Source organism: Rhizobium beringeri (genome assembly GCF_004306515.1).
Taxonomy (GTDB): Bacteria; Pseudomonadota; Alphaproteobacteria; order Rhizobiales; family Rhizobiaceae; genus Rhizobium; species Rhizobium beringeri.
This window is the reverse complement of sequence record NZ_SILG01000001.1, coordinates 4,185,787-4,203,032: the sequence shown is the minus strand read 5'-3', so window position 1 is coordinate 4,203,032 and position 17,246 is coordinate 4,185,787. Positions and strand designations below refer to the sequence as shown.

Genomic DNA, 17,246 nt, shown 5'->3' with positions numbered 1-17,246 from the left:
CTTGTCTTATGCATGCCGTCATCCCAAAACCGCTCCACACTGGGGCGGCATGCATTAAAGCGCCGGCGCGGGCACCGCGGCAGCGCCCGCACTGGCGCTGGCGCCGGTCTGGACGACAGGCGGCTCCTCGGATATTGACGGCAGCGCCTGCAGATGCAGAACGCGCGGCTTCAGCGCCTCGAGATAGGCCTCGGAGCGGCCGATATAGATCATGCCGCTTTCGGGCATGGAGATGAGCAGTTTGGCCATCGTTTCCTGCAATTCCGGCTCCATGCCTTCCAGCACTTCGTCGAAGATGATCCAGCGCGGGCGCACGAGCAGGAGGCGGGCAAATCCGATCGCTTTCTGCTGATCGCTGTCGAGCAACTTGTCCCAGCGGGCGCGGGTATCGAGCCTTGCGATCAGCGGATGCAGGCCAACCTTGTCGAGGGCCGCCTCGACGGCGGCTTTCTCGTAGGTTTCGGGACGTTCGGGAAAGGCCAGCGCCTCGCGCAGCGTTCCGCCGGGAACATAGGCAACCTGCGGAACGAAGAGCATGTCGTCGATTGGCGGCAGGCCCATCGTGCCGCTGCCGCACGGCCAGAGGCCGGCCATCGCCTGGAACAGCAGCTTGCGGTTGACGCTGTGATCGCCGTTGATCATGATCTTTTCGCCGGCCTTGATCACGACATTGGTTTCACGCAGGCGGAAACCGCCGCATTCCTCGATATCTTCGCCGACCTTGGCGACGATCACCACATCCTTCAGCGTCAGCGTGTCGGGCGCGGTATTTTCATAGGCGATGCTGTCCTTCAGGTCGAAGTCCTCGTCCATGTCGAGCAGCGCCTGGCGGAAATCGGTGACGCGCATCAGCGTGGCGCGCCATTCGGCGATCGGGCCGAAATTGGAGACATACCAGCGCAGCGCCGTGTTGACCTGGTTGAAGGCGCCGACGGACATCATCAGCTGGCCGAGGGTGAGGCCGCCGGAGAAATAAGCGGGGGCGGCAACGATGATCGGGATGACGATTACCAGCCAGCCGTAGCCGGCTGAAACCCAGGTGAGATTGGTATTGGCCATGGCGAGCCGCTTGACGACTGTCAGTACCGAGCTGATGTCGGTGTTGATGCGCCGGCGCTCGTTCTCCTCGCCGCGAGCGACAGTGATCGCCGGCATGTTCTCATTGGCGTGCATCAGCGTGAAGCGAAGCTCGGCCTCCTTCGAGAAACGGTCGGCATTGAGCTTGACCAGCTTGCGGCCGACGACCTGGCTCAGCACCGAGGCGGAAGCGGCATAGAAAATCGCCGCCCAGACCATGTAGCCCGGAATGGAGAAGCTGTGGCCGCTGATGCGGAAGATGAAGCCGCTCGAAAGCTCCCAGAGCACGCCGATGAAGCTCACCAGGAGAATGGTCGACTGCAGCAGGCCGAGAACCAATCCTGTCGTGCTTTCGGCAAGGTTGCGGGAATCCTCGTGCAGACGTTGGTCCGGATTGACGCCGATCAGGCCGCTGGAGGCAAGCCGCAGCGCCCGCTTGCGCTTCAGCCACTGGTCGACGAGATCGCGTGACAGGCCTTCGCGCATATAGAGCGCGGTCATCTGGTTCAGCCAGGCCTGCAGCACGTTGAGCAGCAGCAGTGTGCCGGCGATCATCGCGAAGATTTCAAGTTGGTGGAAGAATTCGCCGAGGTCGCGGCGCTCCAGCGAGTCATAGAAGGGAGCATTCCACTCGTTCAAAATGACCTGGCCGTAGGACGTCGCCAGGATAACGAGGATCAGCACGGTCGCCAGAAACAGCACCCTGCCACGCACGTCCGAATTCCAGAATGCTGAGAACATGACGCCGAGGCGATATGTCAGGCTGAAATCATACCCTACCCTATCCTGCCTCCGGATGCCCGGCCTCCCCTCGATTTTATCTGCCATTACGCTTTTCCAAATCGCCCATGCCCCTATAAATAACATGGTGGCGTTACGGGTCTATCAACAGATTCTATCATTCATTAAACTGTGATGATGCGGCAGAGGTCACTTGACTGCAGTCGACAGTTGATTCGCGACCCGACTGGGTCTAATTAAAGCGCTCCGTGGTGATTTGGCCGGCCGGCTTGCAGCCACGTTAAAAAAGTCGCTAAAGGGCCGCGTGCGGACCGGTAGCGATTTTTTTCGCCGCCGGTTTTTGTTTTTGATCGAGTGACCGCAATGCCCATCAAGATCCCCGATACGCTGCCCGCCTTCGAAACCCTGGTTCAGGAAGGTGTGCGGGTGATGACCGAGACGTTGGCGATCCGTCAGGATATCCGACCGTTGCAGATCGGGCTGCTCAACCTCATGCCGAACAAGATCAAGACCGAACTGCAGATGGCCCGTCTCGTCGGCGCCTCGCCGCTGCAGGTGGAACTGTCGCTCATCCGTATCGGCGGCCACAAGGCGAAGAACACGTCCGAAGATCATCTGCTTGCCTTCTACCAGACCTGGGAGGAGGTAAAGCACCGCAAGTTCGACGGCTTCATCATCACCGGGGCGCCGATCGAGCTTTTGCCCTATGAGGACGTCACCTATTGGGCGGAGATGCAGGAGATTCTCGACTGGACGGAAACAAATGTCCATTCGACGATGAACGTCTGCTGGGGCGCGATGGCGGCGATCTATCATTTCCACGGCGTTCCGAAATATGAGCTGAAAGAGAAGGCCTTCGGGGTTTACCGCCATCGCAACCTGAAGCCTTCGTCCATCTATCTCAACGGCTTTTCCGACAATTTCGAAGTGCCGGTGTCGCGCTGGACCGAAGTGCGCCGCGCCGATATCGAGAAATCCGAAAGCCTGGAGGTCCTGATGGAATCGGCCGAGATGGGCGTGTGTCTCGTGCATGAGAAGAAGGGCCGGCGGCTCTACATGTTCAACCATGTCGAATATGATTCCACCTCGCTTTCCGACGAGTATTTTCGCGACGTCGATGCCGGCGTGCCGATCAAGATGCCGCACAATTATTTCCCGCATAATGATCCGGCGCTTGCGCCGCAGAACCGCTGGCGCAGCCATGCGCATCTCTTGTTCGGCAACTGGATCAACGAAATCTACCAGACGACGCCCTTTGATGTGGAAGAGATCGGCACGGACCTCTGACCGTTGCCGATCGCGCCTCGAGCCGGTGCCGCCGCATCACCGCTGCGGCATTTTCTTTCTAATCCGCCGGTTGCGGATTGAAGCAAATGCGGGCAGGTTCCTGTCCTGAACCCCACCACACCGCGCGTCTTCATCGGACGTGCAATGCACTTTGAATCGCTGCAAATTCCTCAAATCTATTCCGAATTGAGGAATTTGCAGCAGAGATAGAATGGACGGTCGATCATGTCGGATAAGTTGGAGCGGGACGTTTTCGGGCAGACGAAGGCGGGCGAAACCGTCTATCGCGTCGTGATCAAGGGCGGCGGTCTGACGGCCAAGATCATAAGCTGGGGCGGGGTCATCCAGGATCTGCGTCTCGAGGGACATGACGCGCCGCTGCAGCTCGGCTTTGACGATTTCGACAGCTACCCCCTCTATTCGTCCTATTTCGGCGCGACACCCGGCCGCTGTGCCAACCGTGTCGGCGGTGGCAGGTTTACGCTTGACGACGAGGACTATCAGCTCGAACTGAATGAAAACGGCGTGACGCATCTGCATGGCGGCAGCGACAATATCGCCAAACGCAACTGGACGATCGTCGAGCATGACGTCGACCGCGTGGTGCTGAAGATCGTCGATCCCGATGGCCGCGCCGGCTATCCCGGCAATTGCACCATCCAGGCGACTTTCTGGGTGCATGGCAACGGTGAACTGTCGATCACCTACGAATCGACCAGCGACCAGCCGACGCTCGCCAATGTCTGCCAGCACGCCTATTTCAATCTCGACGGTCGCGATGATGCGCTTGGCCACGATATCATGATTGCCGCCGATCATTATCTGCCGACCGATGAGAAACAGGTGCCGACCGGCGAGATCCGTTCCGTCGAGGGCACCGAATTCGATTTCCGCGAGATGGCGCCGATGAAGCGCTTCGTCGGCAGCGAACAGGTGTTCTACGACCATAATTTCTGCCTGTCGGGCGAGCGCACCGCCAAGCGGAGTGTCGCGCTCGCCCGCAGCCTTTATTCCGGTGTGTCGCTGGAAGTGCGCAGCACCGAGCCCGGCGTACAGTTCTATGCCGGCTTCAAGCTCGATACCGGGGCTCCCGGCATCGGCGGGCGCAAATACGGTCCATTCGCCGGCTTCTGCCTGGAGACGCAGATCTGGCCGGATGCCATCAATCACCAAGGTTTTCCGAATGCGGTTCTGCGCCCCGGCGAAGTGTTGCGCCAGGAGACGGATTATATCTTCACCAAGAACTGAGCATCCTCCAGCGCCGGCGCGTTTCTAAACGCGCGGCGCTGCGGACGCATGGTTGTCAAATTTGATCGCTATGAAACCCTTGCTGGTCTGCCGGCGAGGGTTTTTTCTTTCGGCACTCGATTCTGCCTTGCCGATTGGTTCTATATAGGTTCTATTGTGTGCCAATGGATAGAACCAGTCTGATAGCGGAACTGAACAGCCGCGGCCTGCGTGACGAGGCATTGACCGGGCCGCTCTACAAGCGGCTGGCGCAGACGCTGACCGGCCTCATTCAGGAAGGGCTGCTGAAGCCCGGCACCGCACTCCCGGGCGAGCGCGACCTTGCCGAAGCTCTGAAGCTCGGCCGTGTCACCGTGCGCACCGCCTATCGCGATCTGATGGCGTCTGGCGCACTGGAATCGCGTCATGGAAGCGGTACTTTCGTGTCGAGCAGAGTGGAGCGCATGGAACAGTCGCTCTGGCGGCTTTCCTCCTTCTCCGCCGACATGCGTTCGCGCGGGCGTCTGCCGGCCGCACGGATATTGTCGCGGGCGGTCAATACGCCCTCGCCGGAGGAATCCTTCCTGCTCGGCCTTGGCGGCGACGAGCCGGTGCTGAGACTCGACCGCTTGCGCCTTGCCGACGGCCTGCCGCTGGCGATTGAACGCGCCGTGGTGCCGATCAAGTTCCTCGGGCACGATGCCGGTGGCGAGGGATCGCTCTACGATGCGCTGACGGCCAGCGGCCACAGGCCCGTGCGCGCGCTGCAGCGGCTGACGGCGGTCACGCTCGACCCGTCCTCTGCCGCAATCCTGAACGTCAAATCAGGCGCGCCGGCGCTCCTGATCGAACGTGTCTCGCGCCTGGAAGACCAGCGCGTCGTCGAATACACCCGCTCGCATTATCGCGGCGATGCCTATGATTTCGTAGCCGAATTGAGAATCGGAGATGACCTATGAATGACAACCAGTCACTGATGCTGCAAGAAGCCGGCCAATCGCCAGAGGTGGTGGCCACGCTTCTCGAAAAGGAAAAACCGGTCTTTGCCGAGATTGCCCGGCTGTTTTCGTCCGCCCGCCCGAGCGTGGTGACGACGGCGGCGCGTGGCTCCTCGGACCACGCCGCTACCTTCTTCAAATATCTCTTCGAGATTACCTGCGGTGTTCCGGTCGCCTCGGTCGGTCCGTCGATCGCTTCCGTCTATGGTGCGGCGCTGCATCTGAAGGGTGGCGTCCATTTCACCGTCTCGCAGTCGGGTGCCAGCCCCGATATCGTCGCGTTGCAGGATGCGGCGAAGAAGGGCGGAGCGACGACGATCGCCGTCGTCAACGTCACCGACAGCCCGCTTGCGAAACAGGCTGATATCGTTCTCGGCCTCAATGCTGGTGCGGAAAAGAGCGTCGCGGCGACGAAATCCTTCATCGCCTCGGTCGCCGCCCTTGCCGGCGTGACGGCTGCGATCGGCGGCGCGTCCGACATGCAGGCTGCGCTCGACAAGCTGCCGGCGGCGCTTTCTGCGACCGCCGGGATCGACACGGCGGCAGCCGAGGAGGTGCTCTTCAACGCGACCTCGCTCTATACAGCCGGCCGCGGCCCGGCCTTCGCGATCGCGCTCGAAGCGGCGCTGAAGGCCAAGGAAACCTCCGGCCTGCATGCCGAGGCCTTCTCGCTGGCGGAACTGATGCACGGCCCTATGCGCCTGGTGCAGCCGGGCTTCCCGATCGTCGCCTTCGCACCCGACGATGCGGCCTTCGCCAACAATGTCCAGGCGTTGGAGCGCCTGCAGAAGCTCGGCGCCACCACCGTCGGCTTCTCGGCGCAGCCGCTTTCCGGTGTTCATCTGCGCGTGCCGACGACGGGCAACGGCCTCGTCGACCCGCTGGTGTCGCTGCTCGTCTACTACCGGCTGATCGAGTCGGTGACGCGCCGCAAGGGCTTTGATCCCGACAAGCCGGCGAACCTGCTCAAGGTGACGGAGACGGTCTGATGGTCCGCAAGATCTTCGTCGGCGCCCGCATCTTCGACGGCGAGCGTTTCCATGACGACAAGGCGCTCATCGTTGCCGATGGCCGCGTCGAAGCGATCGCTGCCAGAAACGATCTGCCGGATGGCGAGGTCGTGACACTTGCGGGCGGTGTTCTGTCGGCCGGCTTCATCGATGCGCAGGTCAATGGCGGCGCCGGGCGGATGCTGAACGACGAGCCTTCCGCCGCCTCGATGGATATTATCGCCGGCGGGCACCGGCCCTATGGCACGACGTCGCTGCTCCCGACCCTGATCACCGATACATCAGAAGCGTCCATTGCCGCCATCGAGGCCGCCAAGGAGGCTGTCAAGGCGAACCGCGGCGTTGCCGGTCTGCATCTCGAAGGTCCGCATCTGGCGCCTGCGAGGAAGGGTGCGCATCTGGCCGAACTGATGCGACCGGTGGAAGACCGCGACGTCAAGGCCTTCATCCGGGCACGCGAGGCGATCGGCACGCTGCTTGTGACCATGGCCGCCGAGCAGGTGACGGTTGCCCAGGTGCGCGAGCTTGCGGAAGCCGGCGTCACCATCAGCATCGGCCATTCCGATTGTTCGAGCGAGGCGGCGGAAGAACGTTTCGATGCCGGCGCGCGGGGCGTCACGCATCTCTTCAACGCCATGAGCCAGCTTGGACACCGTGCGCCCGGTCTCGTCGGCGCGGCGATCGATCATCCCTCGACCTGGTGCGGCATCATCGCCGATGGCCATCACGTCGATCCGAAGGCCTTGCGCACGGCGCTGCGCGCCAAACGCGGCGAAGGCAAGCTGTTTTTCGTCACCGACGCGATGTCGCTCGTCGGATCGGAGAAGGATTCGTTCACGCTGAACGGGCGCACCGTCCGGCGCGAAAGGGGCGGCTTCTGCTCGAAGCTGGTGCTTTCCGACGGCACGCTGGCCGGTTCCGACGTCGACATGATTTCGACGATCCGTTACGGCGTCACCTATCTCGACCTGACGCTCGCCGAGGCTTTGCGCATGGCGACCCTTTATCCGGCCCGGTTCCTCAGGCTTGCCGATCGCGGCCATCTCTCGCCGGGTACTCGTGCCGATCTCGTGCATCTCACCGATGCGCTTGCCGTCACCGCCACCTGGCTCAGCGGCGAAGCGGCCTGAAATCAAGGATAAGCCGGATGACTGATATCACCGATGCCTACTTCTCCAATCTGATCGGCCGGCTGGAAGAACTCAAGCGGACGCTTGCCGAGCCAATGGCGCAGGCAGCAGCCGTCATCCTCGATGCTGCCCACGGCGACAAGCGCGTCTATGTCTTTGGCACCGGCCATTCGCATATGCTGGCGGAAGAGGTGCACTATCGTGCCGGCGGGCTCGCCTTCACCGTGCCGGTGCTTGTCGGCTCGGCCATGCTGCACGAGGGTGCGGTCATCAGTTCGGTCTATGAGCGCACGCAGGGCCTGGTGCGGCCGATGCTGGAGCGTTACGGCATGCAGCCGGGCGATGTCATCATCATCGCCTCCAATTCGGGCGTGAACGCCGCGCCGATCGAGGCCGCCGATTATGCGCGCGAAATCGGCGCAAAGGTGATTGCCATCACTTCGATCGCCTATTCCTCAGCGATCGCCAATGGCCGCCGGCGGCTCGCCGACGTGGCAGATGTAGTGCTCGACAACGGGCTGCCACCGGGTGACGCCGTTGTCGATCTCGAAGGCACGGGGCTTCGGGTTGGACCAGTCTCGACGGCGGTCGGCGTGACGGTCATCAATGCGATCTTCGCCGAAGTCGCCTCGGAGCTTTCGAAATCCGGCGATGCGCCAGTTTATCTCAGCGCGAACATGCCGGGCGCTGCCGAGATCAACCAGAAGCTCGTCAAGAAATACCGGCCGCGCAACCCGCATCTCTAGAGCATGATGCCGAATAGTGTGAGCGGTTTTCGGACGACATCCTGTTCTAAAGGCGGCGGATACAAAAAAGGCCGGCGTGAGCCGGCCTCTTGGATAGGCTGAAACCAGGATCAGTCCTTGGCGCGTTCGACGTAGGAATTGTCTTCCGTCGCGATGACGACGCGGGTGCCGGCGTTGATGTGCGGCGGCACCAGGGTGCGAACGCCGTTCGACAGCATGGCCGGCTTGTAGGAGGACGATGCCGTCTGGCCCTTGACGACCGGTTCGGTCTCCATGATTTCGAGCGTGACGTGGCGCGGCATCTGGATCGCCAGCGCAATGCCTTCATGCATTGACAGAACGCAGGTCATGCCTTCCTGCAGATAAGCCTTGTCGTCCCCCATCGTGTCGACATCGACGACGACCTGATCGTAGTTTCCAGGGTTCATGAAGTGAAAGCCTTCGCCGTCCTCGTAGAGGAACTGATGGTTCACGTCCTCGACGAAGGCGCGCTCGACCTGTTCGGTGGTGCGCCAGCGCTCGGAAACCTTCACGCCGTCGACGATGCGGCGCATGTCGACCTGGGTGACCGGCGTGCCCTTGCCCGGATGAAAGTTCTGGGCGGTGAGAACGACGTAGAGCTTGCCGTCGACATCGAGAACGTTGCCCTTGCGGACCGAAGAGGCGATGACCTTGACCATAAGACTTCCTTGTAACTCGGCTTTCGGCGTCGTAGATGACTGCCGAGACGCTCCGAAGACGCAAATGTTTTTCTTTGGGGCGCAACTAACCTAAAATCCGGGAAATAGCCACCCCCCATACCGGCTTCTCCGGCGAAGAAAGCTTGGAATGAACTCTTCGGCGAAAGCGTCCCCCTGGTGGACCCCGTCCGTGCATGCCGACCGCCGTCCGTTCCTGATCGGGCGCAATGCGATCCAGGCGGCGTTGCGCGGGTTTTTCGCGCGCGAGGATTTCATCGAGGTCGATACGGCGGTGCTGCAGGTCTCTCCCGGTAACGAGGCACATCTGCATGCCTTCGCCACGGAAGCACTGACGACGGATGGGCAAAAGGCGCCATTTTACCTGCACACCTCACCGGAATTCGCCTGCAAGAAGCTGCTTGCGGCGGGCGAGGAACGCATCTCGTGTTTTGCCCATGTCTATCGCAATCGCGAGCGCGGGCCGCTGCACCATCCCGAATTCACCATGCTCGAATGGTATCGGGCCGGCGAAAGCTACGAGAGCCTGATGATGGATTGCGTGCGGATCCTGGCGCTTGCGACTGAGACGGTAAAGACCGGGAAGCTTGCCTATCGCGGCGCCGAGAGCGATCCCTTTGCCGGGCCGGAGCGGATCTGCGTTGCCGAAGCGTTCGAGCGTCATGCCGGCATCGATCTTCTCGCCTCGGTCGCCGCCGACGGTTCTACCGATCGCGACCATCTGGCGGCCGAGCTCAGGCGCGTCGGTATGCGTGTTGCCGATGACGACGGCTGGGCCGATCTCTTCAGCCGGGTGCTGGTCGAAAAGATCGAGCCGCATCTCGGCTTCGGCCGCATCACCATCCTCGACGAATATCCGATCTCGGAGGCGGCACTTGCGCGTCCCTCGGCACGCGACCCCAGGGTTGCGGAGCGTTTCGAGCTCTATGCCTGCGGCGTCGAGCTGGCGAACGGCTTCGGCGAACTGACCAACGCTGCCGAACAGCGGCGACGATTCGAGATCGAAATGGCCGAGAAGGCCCGGATCTACGGCGAGACTTATCCGATCGACGAGGATTTCCTCGCCGCGCTGTCGCTGATGCCTGAGGCAAGCGGCATCGCGCTCGGCTTCGACCGGCTGGTGATGCTGGCAACGGGAGCATCGCGCATCGACCAGGTGCTCTGGGCGCCGGTTGCGGAGTATGGAAGATGAATGTCGTCAAACCGATCAAGAGCGTCGACGATCTCGTCAAGGCAGGACTGGTCGTGTCTGCCGATCGCGCAACCCTCGAGGAGGTTGCCGCGCGTTACGCGATCGCATTGACGCCCGTCGTCAGCAAGCTCATCGACCGCACCGATCCCGATGATCCGATCGCTCGGCAATTCGTGCCTGATGCAGCCGAACTCACTGTCGCTCGCGAAGAACGCGCCGATCCGATCGGCGATCATGCCCACAGCCCCGTCGAAGGCATCGTTCACCGCTATCCCGATCGCGTGTTGCTCAAGGCCGTGCATGTCTGCCCGGTCTATTGCCGCTTCTGCTTCCGGCGCGAAATGGTGGGGCCGCAGGGCCTCGGCACGCTCGATGCGGCAGCGATGCAGGCAGCTTTCGACTATATCCGCGGTCACGAGGAGATCTGGGAGGTCATCCTCACCGGCGGCGATCCGCTGGTGCTTTCTCCGCGTCGGCTCCACGAGATTATGGAGACGCTTGCCGGGATCGCGCATGTGAAGATCGTGCGTTTCCACACGCGCGTTCCGGTCGTCGATCCCGGGAAGATCGATGCGGCGCTGATCGACGCGCTGAGGGCAAGCGGCAAGACGGTCTATGTGGCGCTGCACGCCAATCATCCGCGCGAACTGACGCCGGAAGCGCGGGCGGCCTGCGCCCGCCTCGTCGATGCCGGCATCGCCATGGTCAGCCAGTCGGTGCTGCTCAAGGGTGTCAACGACGATCCCGACGTGCTCGCGATGCTGATGAAGGCCTTCGTCGAGATCCGCGTCAAACCCTATTACCTGCATCATCCGGATCTGGCGCCCGGCACCAGTCATTTCAGAGTGACGATCGAAGAGGGGCAGGAGATCGTCGCGGCGCTGCGCGGGCGGATTTCCGGGCTCTGCCAGCCGGCCTACATCCTCGATATCCCAGGCGGTCACGGCAAGGCCGTCGTCAGTGGGAGCGCGATCAGGGCGACAGGCGACGGATGTTATTCCGTCACCGATTATCGCGGTGGCGAGCATTCCTATCCGCCCGCCGATTGAGACAAACGCTGCGTTTTGCGTGTCATTTCTGTACTCGCCACGCCAGAAACCAGAGTGTGTCGCAGCGTCAAAATTAACTTAAGCCATTGATATAAAATGGGTGTTTACGACGGTGCAGGAAGGGTCGCTAAAACCCTAACTATGAGCCTTAGTCATATTTAACTCAATTAATTAGCGGAATGTTCTGTTTTCCGCACTAAAAGAACGCTCATGACAAGGCGATGAACGCCGGTTCGGGATCATGAGAATCTTGGAGTGATGGGATGAATAAGGCAATCCGCGACCTCGTAGCCAAATTCGGCAAGCTTCCTGGGTCGATCGACAAGGTCGCCGACGACGCCGATCTTTATGCGGCAGGTTTGACGTCCTTTGCTTCTGTGCAGTTGATGCTTGGCCTCGAAGAGGCCTTCGACATCGAATTTCCCGACAATCTCCTGAACCGCAAATCCTTCGCGAGCATCTCGGCCATCGCCAGGACCGTCGATCTCATCCGGGACAGCCGGAAGGTCGCGTGATGAATTTCCCCGTCAAGATCATGCAGGACGGTCTTGTCGCAAGGGTGGCCCGCGTCGCCGAAATCGCTGCGAAGCATGCGGATGCCGTCGATGCTGAAGCCCGTTTCCCCCGGGAAGCCGTTGATGCAATGAAGGCCGAAAGGCTGCTCGGCATCCAGGTGCCGCGCCATCTCGGCGGCGAATCCGCCTCGATCACCGAGATCGCTGAATTGTGCTCGCTGCTCGGCCAGGTTTGCGCAGCAAGCGCCATGGTCTTCGCCATGCATCACATCAAGCTGTCGAGCCTCGTTGAACACGGCGCCGACAGCGAATGGCATCGCGGTTTCATGCGTCGCATCGCCGCCGAGCAGCTGCTGATCGCATCCGCCACCACCGAAGGCGGTATCGGCGGAAACCTGCGCAACAGCATCTGTGCGGTCGAGGTCGATGGCGACACGTGCCGTCTCGAAAAGGATGCGACCGTCATTTCCTATGGCTCGCATGCCGACGCCATTCTCATCACCTCGCGTGCCCACGCGCAGGCGGCTTCCTCCGATCAGGTGCTGACGGCCTTCCTCAAGGACCAGTACACGCTCGAGAAAACGCATGTCTGGAATACGCTCGGCATGCGCGGAACCTGCTCTGACGGCTTCCTGTTCAAGGGTGAAGCGCCGGCGCATCAGATCCTGCCGAAGCCTTTCGCGGAGATCGCGGCGCAATCCATGCTTGCCTCCTCGCACCTCTTGTGGAGCGGCGTCTGGTACGGCATCGCCGTCGATGCCGTTGTGCGCGCCCAGGCTTTCGTGCGCGCTGCCGCCCGCAAGGCGCCGGATGCCCAGCCGCCGGGCGCGCTGCGCCTTGCCGAGGTTTCGAACCTGCTGCAGATGGTGAAATCCAACGTGGTTGCCGGCCTCAAGGCCTATGAAGATGCCAAGGCCGATGCCGACAGGCTATCTTCGATGGGATTTGCGGTGGCGATGAACAACGTCAAAATCGCCTCGTCCGAGACGATTCTGGAAATCGTCAACCATGCCATGCTGATCTGCGGCATCATGGGCTACAAGAACGGCACGCCCTTCAGCCTCGGACGCCATCTGCGCGACGCGCATTCCGCACAGCTCATGATCTCGAATGACCGCATCCTCGGCAACACGTCGAGCATGCTTCTTGTCCATAAGCAGGACACTAGCCTACTGGGGTGACAGTCATGGATATGCAGACCTCGTTTCTGGACCGGCTTTTCGAATCCGGTCTGCTGATCGATACCGGCATCGACGGGCTCTATGGCCGCAGCGGCCAGTTCGAAGACGTGATCGCTGCCTTCGAGCGCCTGATCGACACGTTCGGCGGCGCCGATGGTGCGGAGGCCATGCGCTTTCCGCCCGGCATGAACCGCGCCTTCTTCGAAAAGAGCGGTTATATGAAGAGCTTTCCGCAGCTCGCCGGCACGGTGCACAGCTTCTGCGGCAGCGAGCTCGATCATGTCAGCCTGCTGCAATGCATGGAAGTCGGCGAAGACTGGACCAAGGGGCAGGAGGCGACCGACATCGTGCTGACGCCGGCTGCCTGCTATCCGCTTTATCCGACGATCGCCAAACGCGGCAACCTGCCGAAGACGGGCGGTCTCTTCGATCTGCAATCCTATTGCTTCCGCCATGAGCCGTCGAAAGATCCGGCCCGCCAGCAGCTGTTCCGCATGCGTGAATATGTCTGCATGGGCACCGAGCTGCACGTCACCGATTTCCGTCAGCGCTGGATGGATCGCGGCGTCGAGATGATGAAGGCCGTCGGTCTTGAGGTGACGATCGACATCGCCAATGATCCGTTCTTCGGCCGCGCCGGCAAGATGCTCGCCAATAATCAGCGCGACCAGAACCTGAAGTTCGAGCTGCTGATCCCGATCACCTCAGCTGCCAACCCAACCGCCTGCATGAGCTTCAACTACCATCAGGATGCCTTCGGCACGAAATGGGGTCTCAATCTCGAAGACGGCAGTGTCGCGCACACCGCCTGCGTCGGCTTCGGACTGGAGCGCATCGCCCTTGCCCTCTTCCATCATCATGGGCTCGATGTGAAGCAATGGCCGGCCAGCGTACGGAAAGCGTTGTGGGGCTGAGCAAATCGATGACATCGGTATTTTCGGGAATCGACCCGGAAACCTACCGGGCGCATGCGCTGCATTCCGGCGAGCGCGCCTGGCCGGAAACCAATTGCTATGTCGATCTCTGGATCGAGGTTCTGGCGACATCGGGCGTTGCGCCAGAGGCAATGCTGGGTTTTACCCTGACGCAGGATTTCGAGGGCGACCAGTTTACCTTCTTCAAGGTGCCACTCGAGGATCTCGAAGCGCTCTACGGCATTCGTGCGACCGAGCTTGCCATCTACGACCGTGTCGAACGCCATGTTGAGGTTCAGATCGCGCGGGGCCGTCTCTGCCTGATCGAAATGGATTCCTTCTACATGCCGGATACCCGTGGCACCGCCTACCGGCAGGAGCACGGCAAGACGACGGTTGCAATCAACCGGCTGGACGTTGCGGCCAAGCGCGTCGATTATTTCCACAATGCCGGATATTTCCGTCTCGAAGGCGAAGATTTCGACGGTCTGTTCCAGCTGCAACTGACGGAAAACGACCCGCCGTTCCTGCCCTACACGGAATTTGCCCGATTCCCGGAAAAACCGGCTGATGAAGCGCATCTGCGTTCGACCGCGCGGCGACTTGCCAGCTTTCACTTCATCAGGCGTCCCCGCGAAAACCCGATCCGCGCCTTTGCAAGCGTTTTTCCGCAACAGGTCGAGGCGGTGGCGGAACGGCCGTTCGGCTTCTTCCACAAATACGCCTTCAACACGCTTCGCCAGGTCGGCGCCAATTTCGAGTTGGCGGCCGATCACCTCACCTGGCTCTCCCCTGATGAATTCGCGGCTGCCGCCGAGCATGCCAGGCGCATTTCGGAGGTGGCGAAATCCGTGCAGTTCCAGCTTGCCCGCGCCGTCACCCGCAGGAAGTTCGAGCCGTTGCAGGCAGCACTTGATCCGGCCGCCGATGCATGGGATTCCATGATGGCGTCGCTTGCGGGGCGAATCTGAGGCCGGAGATCTGACCATGCGGGGGCGTTTGGCGAGCATCGGTGCCGAGGAAAGTTTACTTTCCGAAGGCTGGAACCTGATCCTGACGGAGCCGGGCGCTTGCGCCGTGCCGCACGATATTCCGCTCTCTGCACAGCTCATTCCCGCACCCGTTCCCGGCACCGTCGCCGCAGCGCTTGAAAAAGCCGGGCTCTTCGACCGTGAAAATCCCGAGCCGCTGAACACGCGGGATGCCTGGTATCTCTGCCGGCTTTTCGATGCCGAGCCCGGCGACGCGATCCTGCGTTTCGAAGGACTGGCGACGCTCTGCCATGTCTTCCTGAACGGCCAGGAAATCCTGTTTTCCGAGAGCATGTTCACGGCGCATGAGATTCCGGTGACGCTTTCGGGCGGCGATGAACTGGCTTTGTGCTTCCGGGCGCTCGGCCCCCGCCTGTCGGAGCCGGGGCCGCGAGCGCGCTGGCGGCCGCAGATGATCACGCCGGCGGGCCTGAAGAATTTCCGCACGACGCTGCTCGGCCATATGCCGGGCTGGTGCCCCGATATCCATGCCGTCGGGCCATGGCGGCCGATTTCGATGGTGCGGCGCAATCCCATCTCGATCGACAATGTCTCGATCCGCGCCGTATTCGAGGAGAGTGGCGTCGGCCGCCTCAGCGTTTCCCTGCATAGCAATGCCGAGAATCCCTCAATGCTGCTGCGCTGCGGTGGGATGGAGCAGCCCTTCGAAAAGGTCGGCGACAGTCATTACTCGGCTATCCTCAAGCTTTCCGACATCGAGCCCTGGTGGCCGCATACGCATGGCGCTGCGCGTCTCTATGAGCTGACGCTTGTCTCCGACGGGGTGGAATATCCGCTCGGCAGGACCGGCTTCCGGCGCATCGACGTCGACCGCGGTGCGGATGGCGATGACTTTGCGCTCATCGTCAACGGCGAACGCATCTTCTGCCGCGGCGCGGTGTGGACGACGGCCGATATCGCGCGATTACCGGGCGGGCGGGCGGATTATGAGCCGTTCCTGCGGCTTGCCGCTGAAGCCGGCATGAACATGATCCGCATCGGCGGCACCATGGCCTACGAAACGCCTGAATTCTTCGCGCTCTGCGACGAGTTCGGTCTGCTCGTCTGGCAGGATTTCATGTTCGCCAATTTCGATTATCCGCGCAACGACAAGGCTTTTCTCGGTCACGTGCATGCAGAGGTCGAGGAATTTCTGCACGGCGTGCAGGCGTCGCCTTCGCTGGCCGTGCTCTGCGGCGGCAGCGAAATCCATCAACAGGCGGCAATGCTCGGTCTGCCGGCGGAATTCTGGAGCGGACCGGTCACCGATGAAATCATCCCGGCGGTCGTCGCGCGCATGCGCCCGGACGTGCCCTATGTCCCGAACTCGCCCTATGGCGGAGCGATGCCCTTTTCGCCGAATGCCGGTATCGCCCATTATTACGGCGTCGGCGCCTATATGCTGCCGATTGCCGATGCGCGCCGCGCCGATGTGCGTTTTGCCTCCGAAAGTCTCGCCTTCGCGCATGTCCCGCAGCAAAGGACGCTGCAACGTCATCTCGACGTGCCCGCCGTCCACAGCCCGCTATGGAAGGCCCGCGTGCCCCGCGACCGCAGTGCATCGTGGGATTTCGAGGATGTTCGCGACTTCTACCTGCAGCTTCTCTACGGTTTCGATCCGGCCCAGCTGCGCCGCGAAGATCCGGAACGCTATCTCGATCTCTCCCGCGCGGTTACTGGCGAGGTGATCGAAGAGACTTTTGCCGAATGGCGGCGCAAGGGCTCGGCCTGCAATGGCGCGCTCGTCTGGACGCTGCAGGACCTGCTGCCCGGCCCCGGCTGGGGGGTGATCGATTCCACCGGAGAGCCGAAGCCCGTCTGGTATGCGATGCGCCGTGCATTCCGGCCGGTTCAGGCAGTCTTCACCGACGAGGGAACGAACGGTCTCGACGTGCATGTCGTCAACGAGACGGATGCCGCGCTCGACGTCGAGCTCGAGGTCGTCTGCCTGCGCGGGGGAAAACAGCAGGTCGTCAGCGGCAGCAGGGCCTTCAAGCTGGCGGCAAGGGACACGGAGCGCCTTGCCTGCACCGCGCTGTTCGGCGCCTTCTTCGATACGACCTATGCTTTCCGTTTCGGACCGCCGGCGCATGATGCAAGTGTCGCGCGCCTGCGCTCGCTGGCGGACGGCGCTATTCTCGCCGAGAGCTTCCATTTCCCCTGCGGACGGGGGAAGGCGATGCATGACGCAGGGATCGAAGCATCATTCGGCAGAGACGACGACGGCTGGTTCGTCGATCTCAGGACCGACCGGCTGGCGCAATCGGTGCATATCGACGTCGAAGGCCATCGGGCCGACGACGACTGGTTCCATCTTGCACCCGGCGCGATGCGGCGCGTGAAGCTCCACGCGCTGTCCGGCGCGGAAAGCGATGTTCCGCCTGCGGGCGAGATCAGAAGTCTAGGCAGTTCGCATCGCGTCGCAATCGAGGGCTGATGCCCCTGCGAAG

The 17,246-nt window shown here is 61.8% G+C and carries 15 protein-coding genes and 1 riboswitch; of the genes, 13 read left to right on the top strand and 2 right to left on the bottom strand.

From position 1 onward, the window contains the following. Window positions 1-54: 54 nt before the first annotated feature. Window positions 55-1,944 carry an ABC transporter ATP-binding protein/permease gene (locus tag ELH03_RS20945; protein WP_197727771.1) on the bottom strand — a complete coding sequence of 630 codons (1,890 nt, stop codon included), beginning with the start codon at window positions 1,942-1,944 and terminating at the stop codon, window positions 55-57. A 112-nt stretch (window positions 1,945-2,056) separates the two neighbouring features. Then, window positions 2,057-2,134, top strand: a riboswitch (SAM riboswitch). A 47-nt stretch (window positions 2,135-2,181) separates the two neighbouring features. Here ELH03_RS20945 and metA point away from each other — a divergent pair. The 6 genes from metA (at window position 2,182) to ELH03_RS20915 (ending at window position 8,216) form a co-directional block, all read left to right on the top strand. Beyond that, a complete protein-coding gene (gene metA / locus ELH03_RS20940; protein WP_128402107.1) occupies window positions 2,182-3,105 on the top strand; it encodes a homoserine O-acetyltransferase MetA in 924 nt (307 codons plus the stop codon). 225 nt (window positions 3,106-3,330) lie between these two features. Next, on the top strand, window positions 3,331-4,353 hold the full coding sequence (locus tag ELH03_RS20935) for an aldose epimerase family protein (protein WP_128402108.1): 1,023 nt from the start codon (window positions 3,331-3,333) through the stop codon (window positions 4,351-4,353). A 164-nt stretch (window positions 4,354-4,517) separates the two neighbouring features. After that, window positions 4,518-5,291 (top strand): GntR family transcriptional regulator, encoded by a 774-nt coding sequence (locus ELH03_RS20930; protein ID WP_003543751.1) that lies wholly within the window; start codon window positions 4,518-4,520, stop codon window positions 5,289-5,291. Then, window positions 5,288-6,319, top strand: a complete 1,032-nt coding sequence (locus tag ELH03_RS20925; RefSeq protein ID WP_128402109.1) for an SIS domain-containing protein — start codon at window positions 5,288-5,290, stop codon at window positions 6,317-6,319. The genes ELH03_RS20930 and ELH03_RS20925 overlap by 4 nt, the downstream gene beginning before the upstream one ends. After that, the gene (nagA, locus tag ELH03_RS20920) at window positions 6,319-7,470 is read left to right on the top strand and encodes an N-acetylglucosamine-6-phosphate deacetylase (protein ID WP_128402110.1); all 1,152 of its coding nucleotides are present in this window, start codon (window positions 6,319-6,321) and stop codon (window positions 7,468-7,470) included. The genes ELH03_RS20925 and nagA overlap by 1 nt, the downstream gene beginning before the upstream one ends. 17 nt (window positions 7,471-7,487) lie before the next feature. Then, on the top strand, window positions 7,488-8,216 hold the full coding sequence (locus ELH03_RS20915) for an SIS domain-containing protein (RefSeq protein ID WP_128402111.1): 729 nt from the start codon (window positions 7,488-7,490) through the stop codon (window positions 8,214-8,216). Between the two features lie 110 nt (window positions 8,217-8,326). On the opposite strand, the gene efp is transcribed toward ELH03_RS20915, so the two are convergent. Then, window positions 8,327-8,896 carry an elongation factor P gene (gene efp, locus ELH03_RS20910; RefSeq protein WP_018244036.1) on the bottom strand — a complete coding sequence of 190 codons (570 nt, stop codon included), beginning with the start codon at window positions 8,894-8,896 and terminating at the stop codon, window positions 8,327-8,329. Window positions 8,897-9,044: 148 nt separating this feature from the next. Here efp and epmA point away from each other — a divergent pair, with 148 nt between their 5' ends. The 7 genes from epmA to ELH03_RS20875 all read left to right on the top strand — a co-directional run bounded on the left by epmA (window position 9,045) and on the right by ELH03_RS20875 (window position 17,233). Next, window positions 9,045-10,106: an EF-P lysine aminoacylase EpmA gene (gene epmA, locus ELH03_RS20905; protein ID WP_128402112.1), complete on the top strand. Its 1,062-nt coding sequence runs from the start codon at window positions 9,045-9,047 to the stop codon at window positions 10,104-10,106. Further along, the gene (locus ELH03_RS20900) at window positions 10,103-11,155 is read left to right on the top strand and encodes a lysine-2,3-aminomutase-like protein (protein ID WP_128402113.1); all 1,053 of its coding nucleotides are present in this window, start codon (window positions 10,103-10,105) and stop codon (window positions 11,153-11,155) included. The genes epmA and ELH03_RS20900 overlap by 4 nt, the downstream gene beginning before the upstream one ends. Before the next feature lie 263 nt (window positions 11,156-11,418). Next, window positions 11,419-11,670: an acyl carrier protein gene (locus tag ELH03_RS20895; protein WP_128402114.1), complete on the top strand. Its 252-nt coding sequence runs from the start codon at window positions 11,419-11,421 to the stop codon at window positions 11,668-11,670. After that, complete coding sequence (locus ELH03_RS20890) at window positions 11,670-12,851, top strand: acyl-CoA dehydrogenase family protein (protein ID WP_047620243.1); 1,182 nt, start codon at window positions 11,670-11,672, stop codon at window positions 12,849-12,851. The genes ELH03_RS20895 and ELH03_RS20890 overlap by 1 nt, the downstream gene beginning before the upstream one ends. A 5-nt stretch (window positions 12,852-12,856) precedes the next feature. After that, window positions 12,857-13,765 (top strand): amino acid--[acyl-carrier-protein] ligase, encoded by a 909-nt coding sequence (locus tag ELH03_RS20885; protein ID WP_128402115.1) that lies wholly within the window; start codon window positions 12,857-12,859, stop codon window positions 13,763-13,765. Further along, window positions 13,756-14,736, top strand: a complete 981-nt coding sequence (locus tag ELH03_RS20880; protein WP_197727770.1) for a DUF1839 family protein — start codon at window positions 13,756-13,758, stop codon at window positions 14,734-14,736. The genes ELH03_RS20885 and ELH03_RS20880 overlap by 10 nt, the downstream gene beginning before the upstream one ends. Window positions 14,737-14,752: 16 nt before the next feature. Continuing rightward, window positions 14,753-17,233, top strand: coding sequence for a glycoside hydrolase family 2 protein (locus tag ELH03_RS20875; RefSeq protein WP_128402117.1), 2,481 nt, complete (start codon window positions 14,753-14,755; stop codon window positions 17,231-17,233). Window positions 17,234-17,246: the final 13 nt, after the last annotated feature.

Excerpts from the sequence above, each read along its gene's own strand:
- ELH03_RS20900 (WP_128402113.1), top strand. The coding sequence starts at position 10,103 with ATGAATGTCGTCAAACCGATCAAGAGCGTCGACGATCTCGTCAAGGCA.
- ELH03_RS20885 (WP_128402115.1), top strand. The coding sequence starts at position 12,857 with ATGGATATGCAGACCTCGTTTCTGGACCGGCTTTTCGAATCCGGTCTG.
- ELH03_RS20890 (WP_047620243.1), top strand. The coding sequence starts at position 11,670 with ATGAATTTCCCCGTCAAGATCATGCAGGACGGTCTTGTCGCAAGGGTG.
- epmA (WP_128402112.1), top strand. The coding sequence starts at position 9,045 with ATGAACTCTTCGGCGAAAGCGTCCCCCTGGTGGACCCCGTCCGTGCAT.
- ELH03_RS20945 (WP_197727771.1), bottom strand. The coding sequence starts at position 1,944 with ATGTTATTTATAGGGGCATGGGCGATTTGGAAAAGCGTAATGGCAGAT.
- ELH03_RS20895 (WP_128402114.1), top strand. The coding sequence starts at position 11,419 with ATGAATAAGGCAATCCGCGACCTCGTAGCCAAATTCGGCAAGCTTCCT.
- ELH03_RS20915 (WP_128402111.1), top strand. The coding sequence starts at position 7,488 with ATGACTGATATCACCGATGCCTACTTCTCCAATCTGATCGGCCGGCTG.
- ELH03_RS20930 (WP_003543751.1), top strand. The coding sequence starts at position 4,518 with ATGGATAGAACCAGTCTGATAGCGGAACTGAACAGCCGCGGCCTGCGT.
- efp (WP_018244036.1), bottom strand. The coding sequence starts at position 8,896 with ATGGTCAAGGTCATCGCCTCTTCGGTCCGCAAGGGCAACGTTCTCGAT.
- ELH03_RS20925 (WP_128402109.1), top strand. The coding sequence starts at position 5,288 with ATGAATGACAACCAGTCACTGATGCTGCAAGAAGCCGGCCAATCGCCA.
- metA (WP_128402107.1), top strand. The coding sequence starts at position 2,182 with ATGCCCATCAAGATCCCCGATACGCTGCCCGCCTTCGAAACCCTGGTT.
- nagA (WP_128402110.1), top strand. The coding sequence starts at position 6,319 with ATGGTCCGCAAGATCTTCGTCGGCGCCCGCATCTTCGACGGCGAGCGT.
- ELH03_RS20875 (WP_128402117.1), top strand. The coding sequence starts at position 14,753 with ATGCGGGGGCGTTTGGCGAGCATCGGTGCCGAGGAAAGTTTACTTTCC.
- ELH03_RS20935 (WP_128402108.1), top strand. The coding sequence starts at position 3,331 with ATGTCGGATAAGTTGGAGCGGGACGTTTTCGGGCAGACGAAGGCGGGC.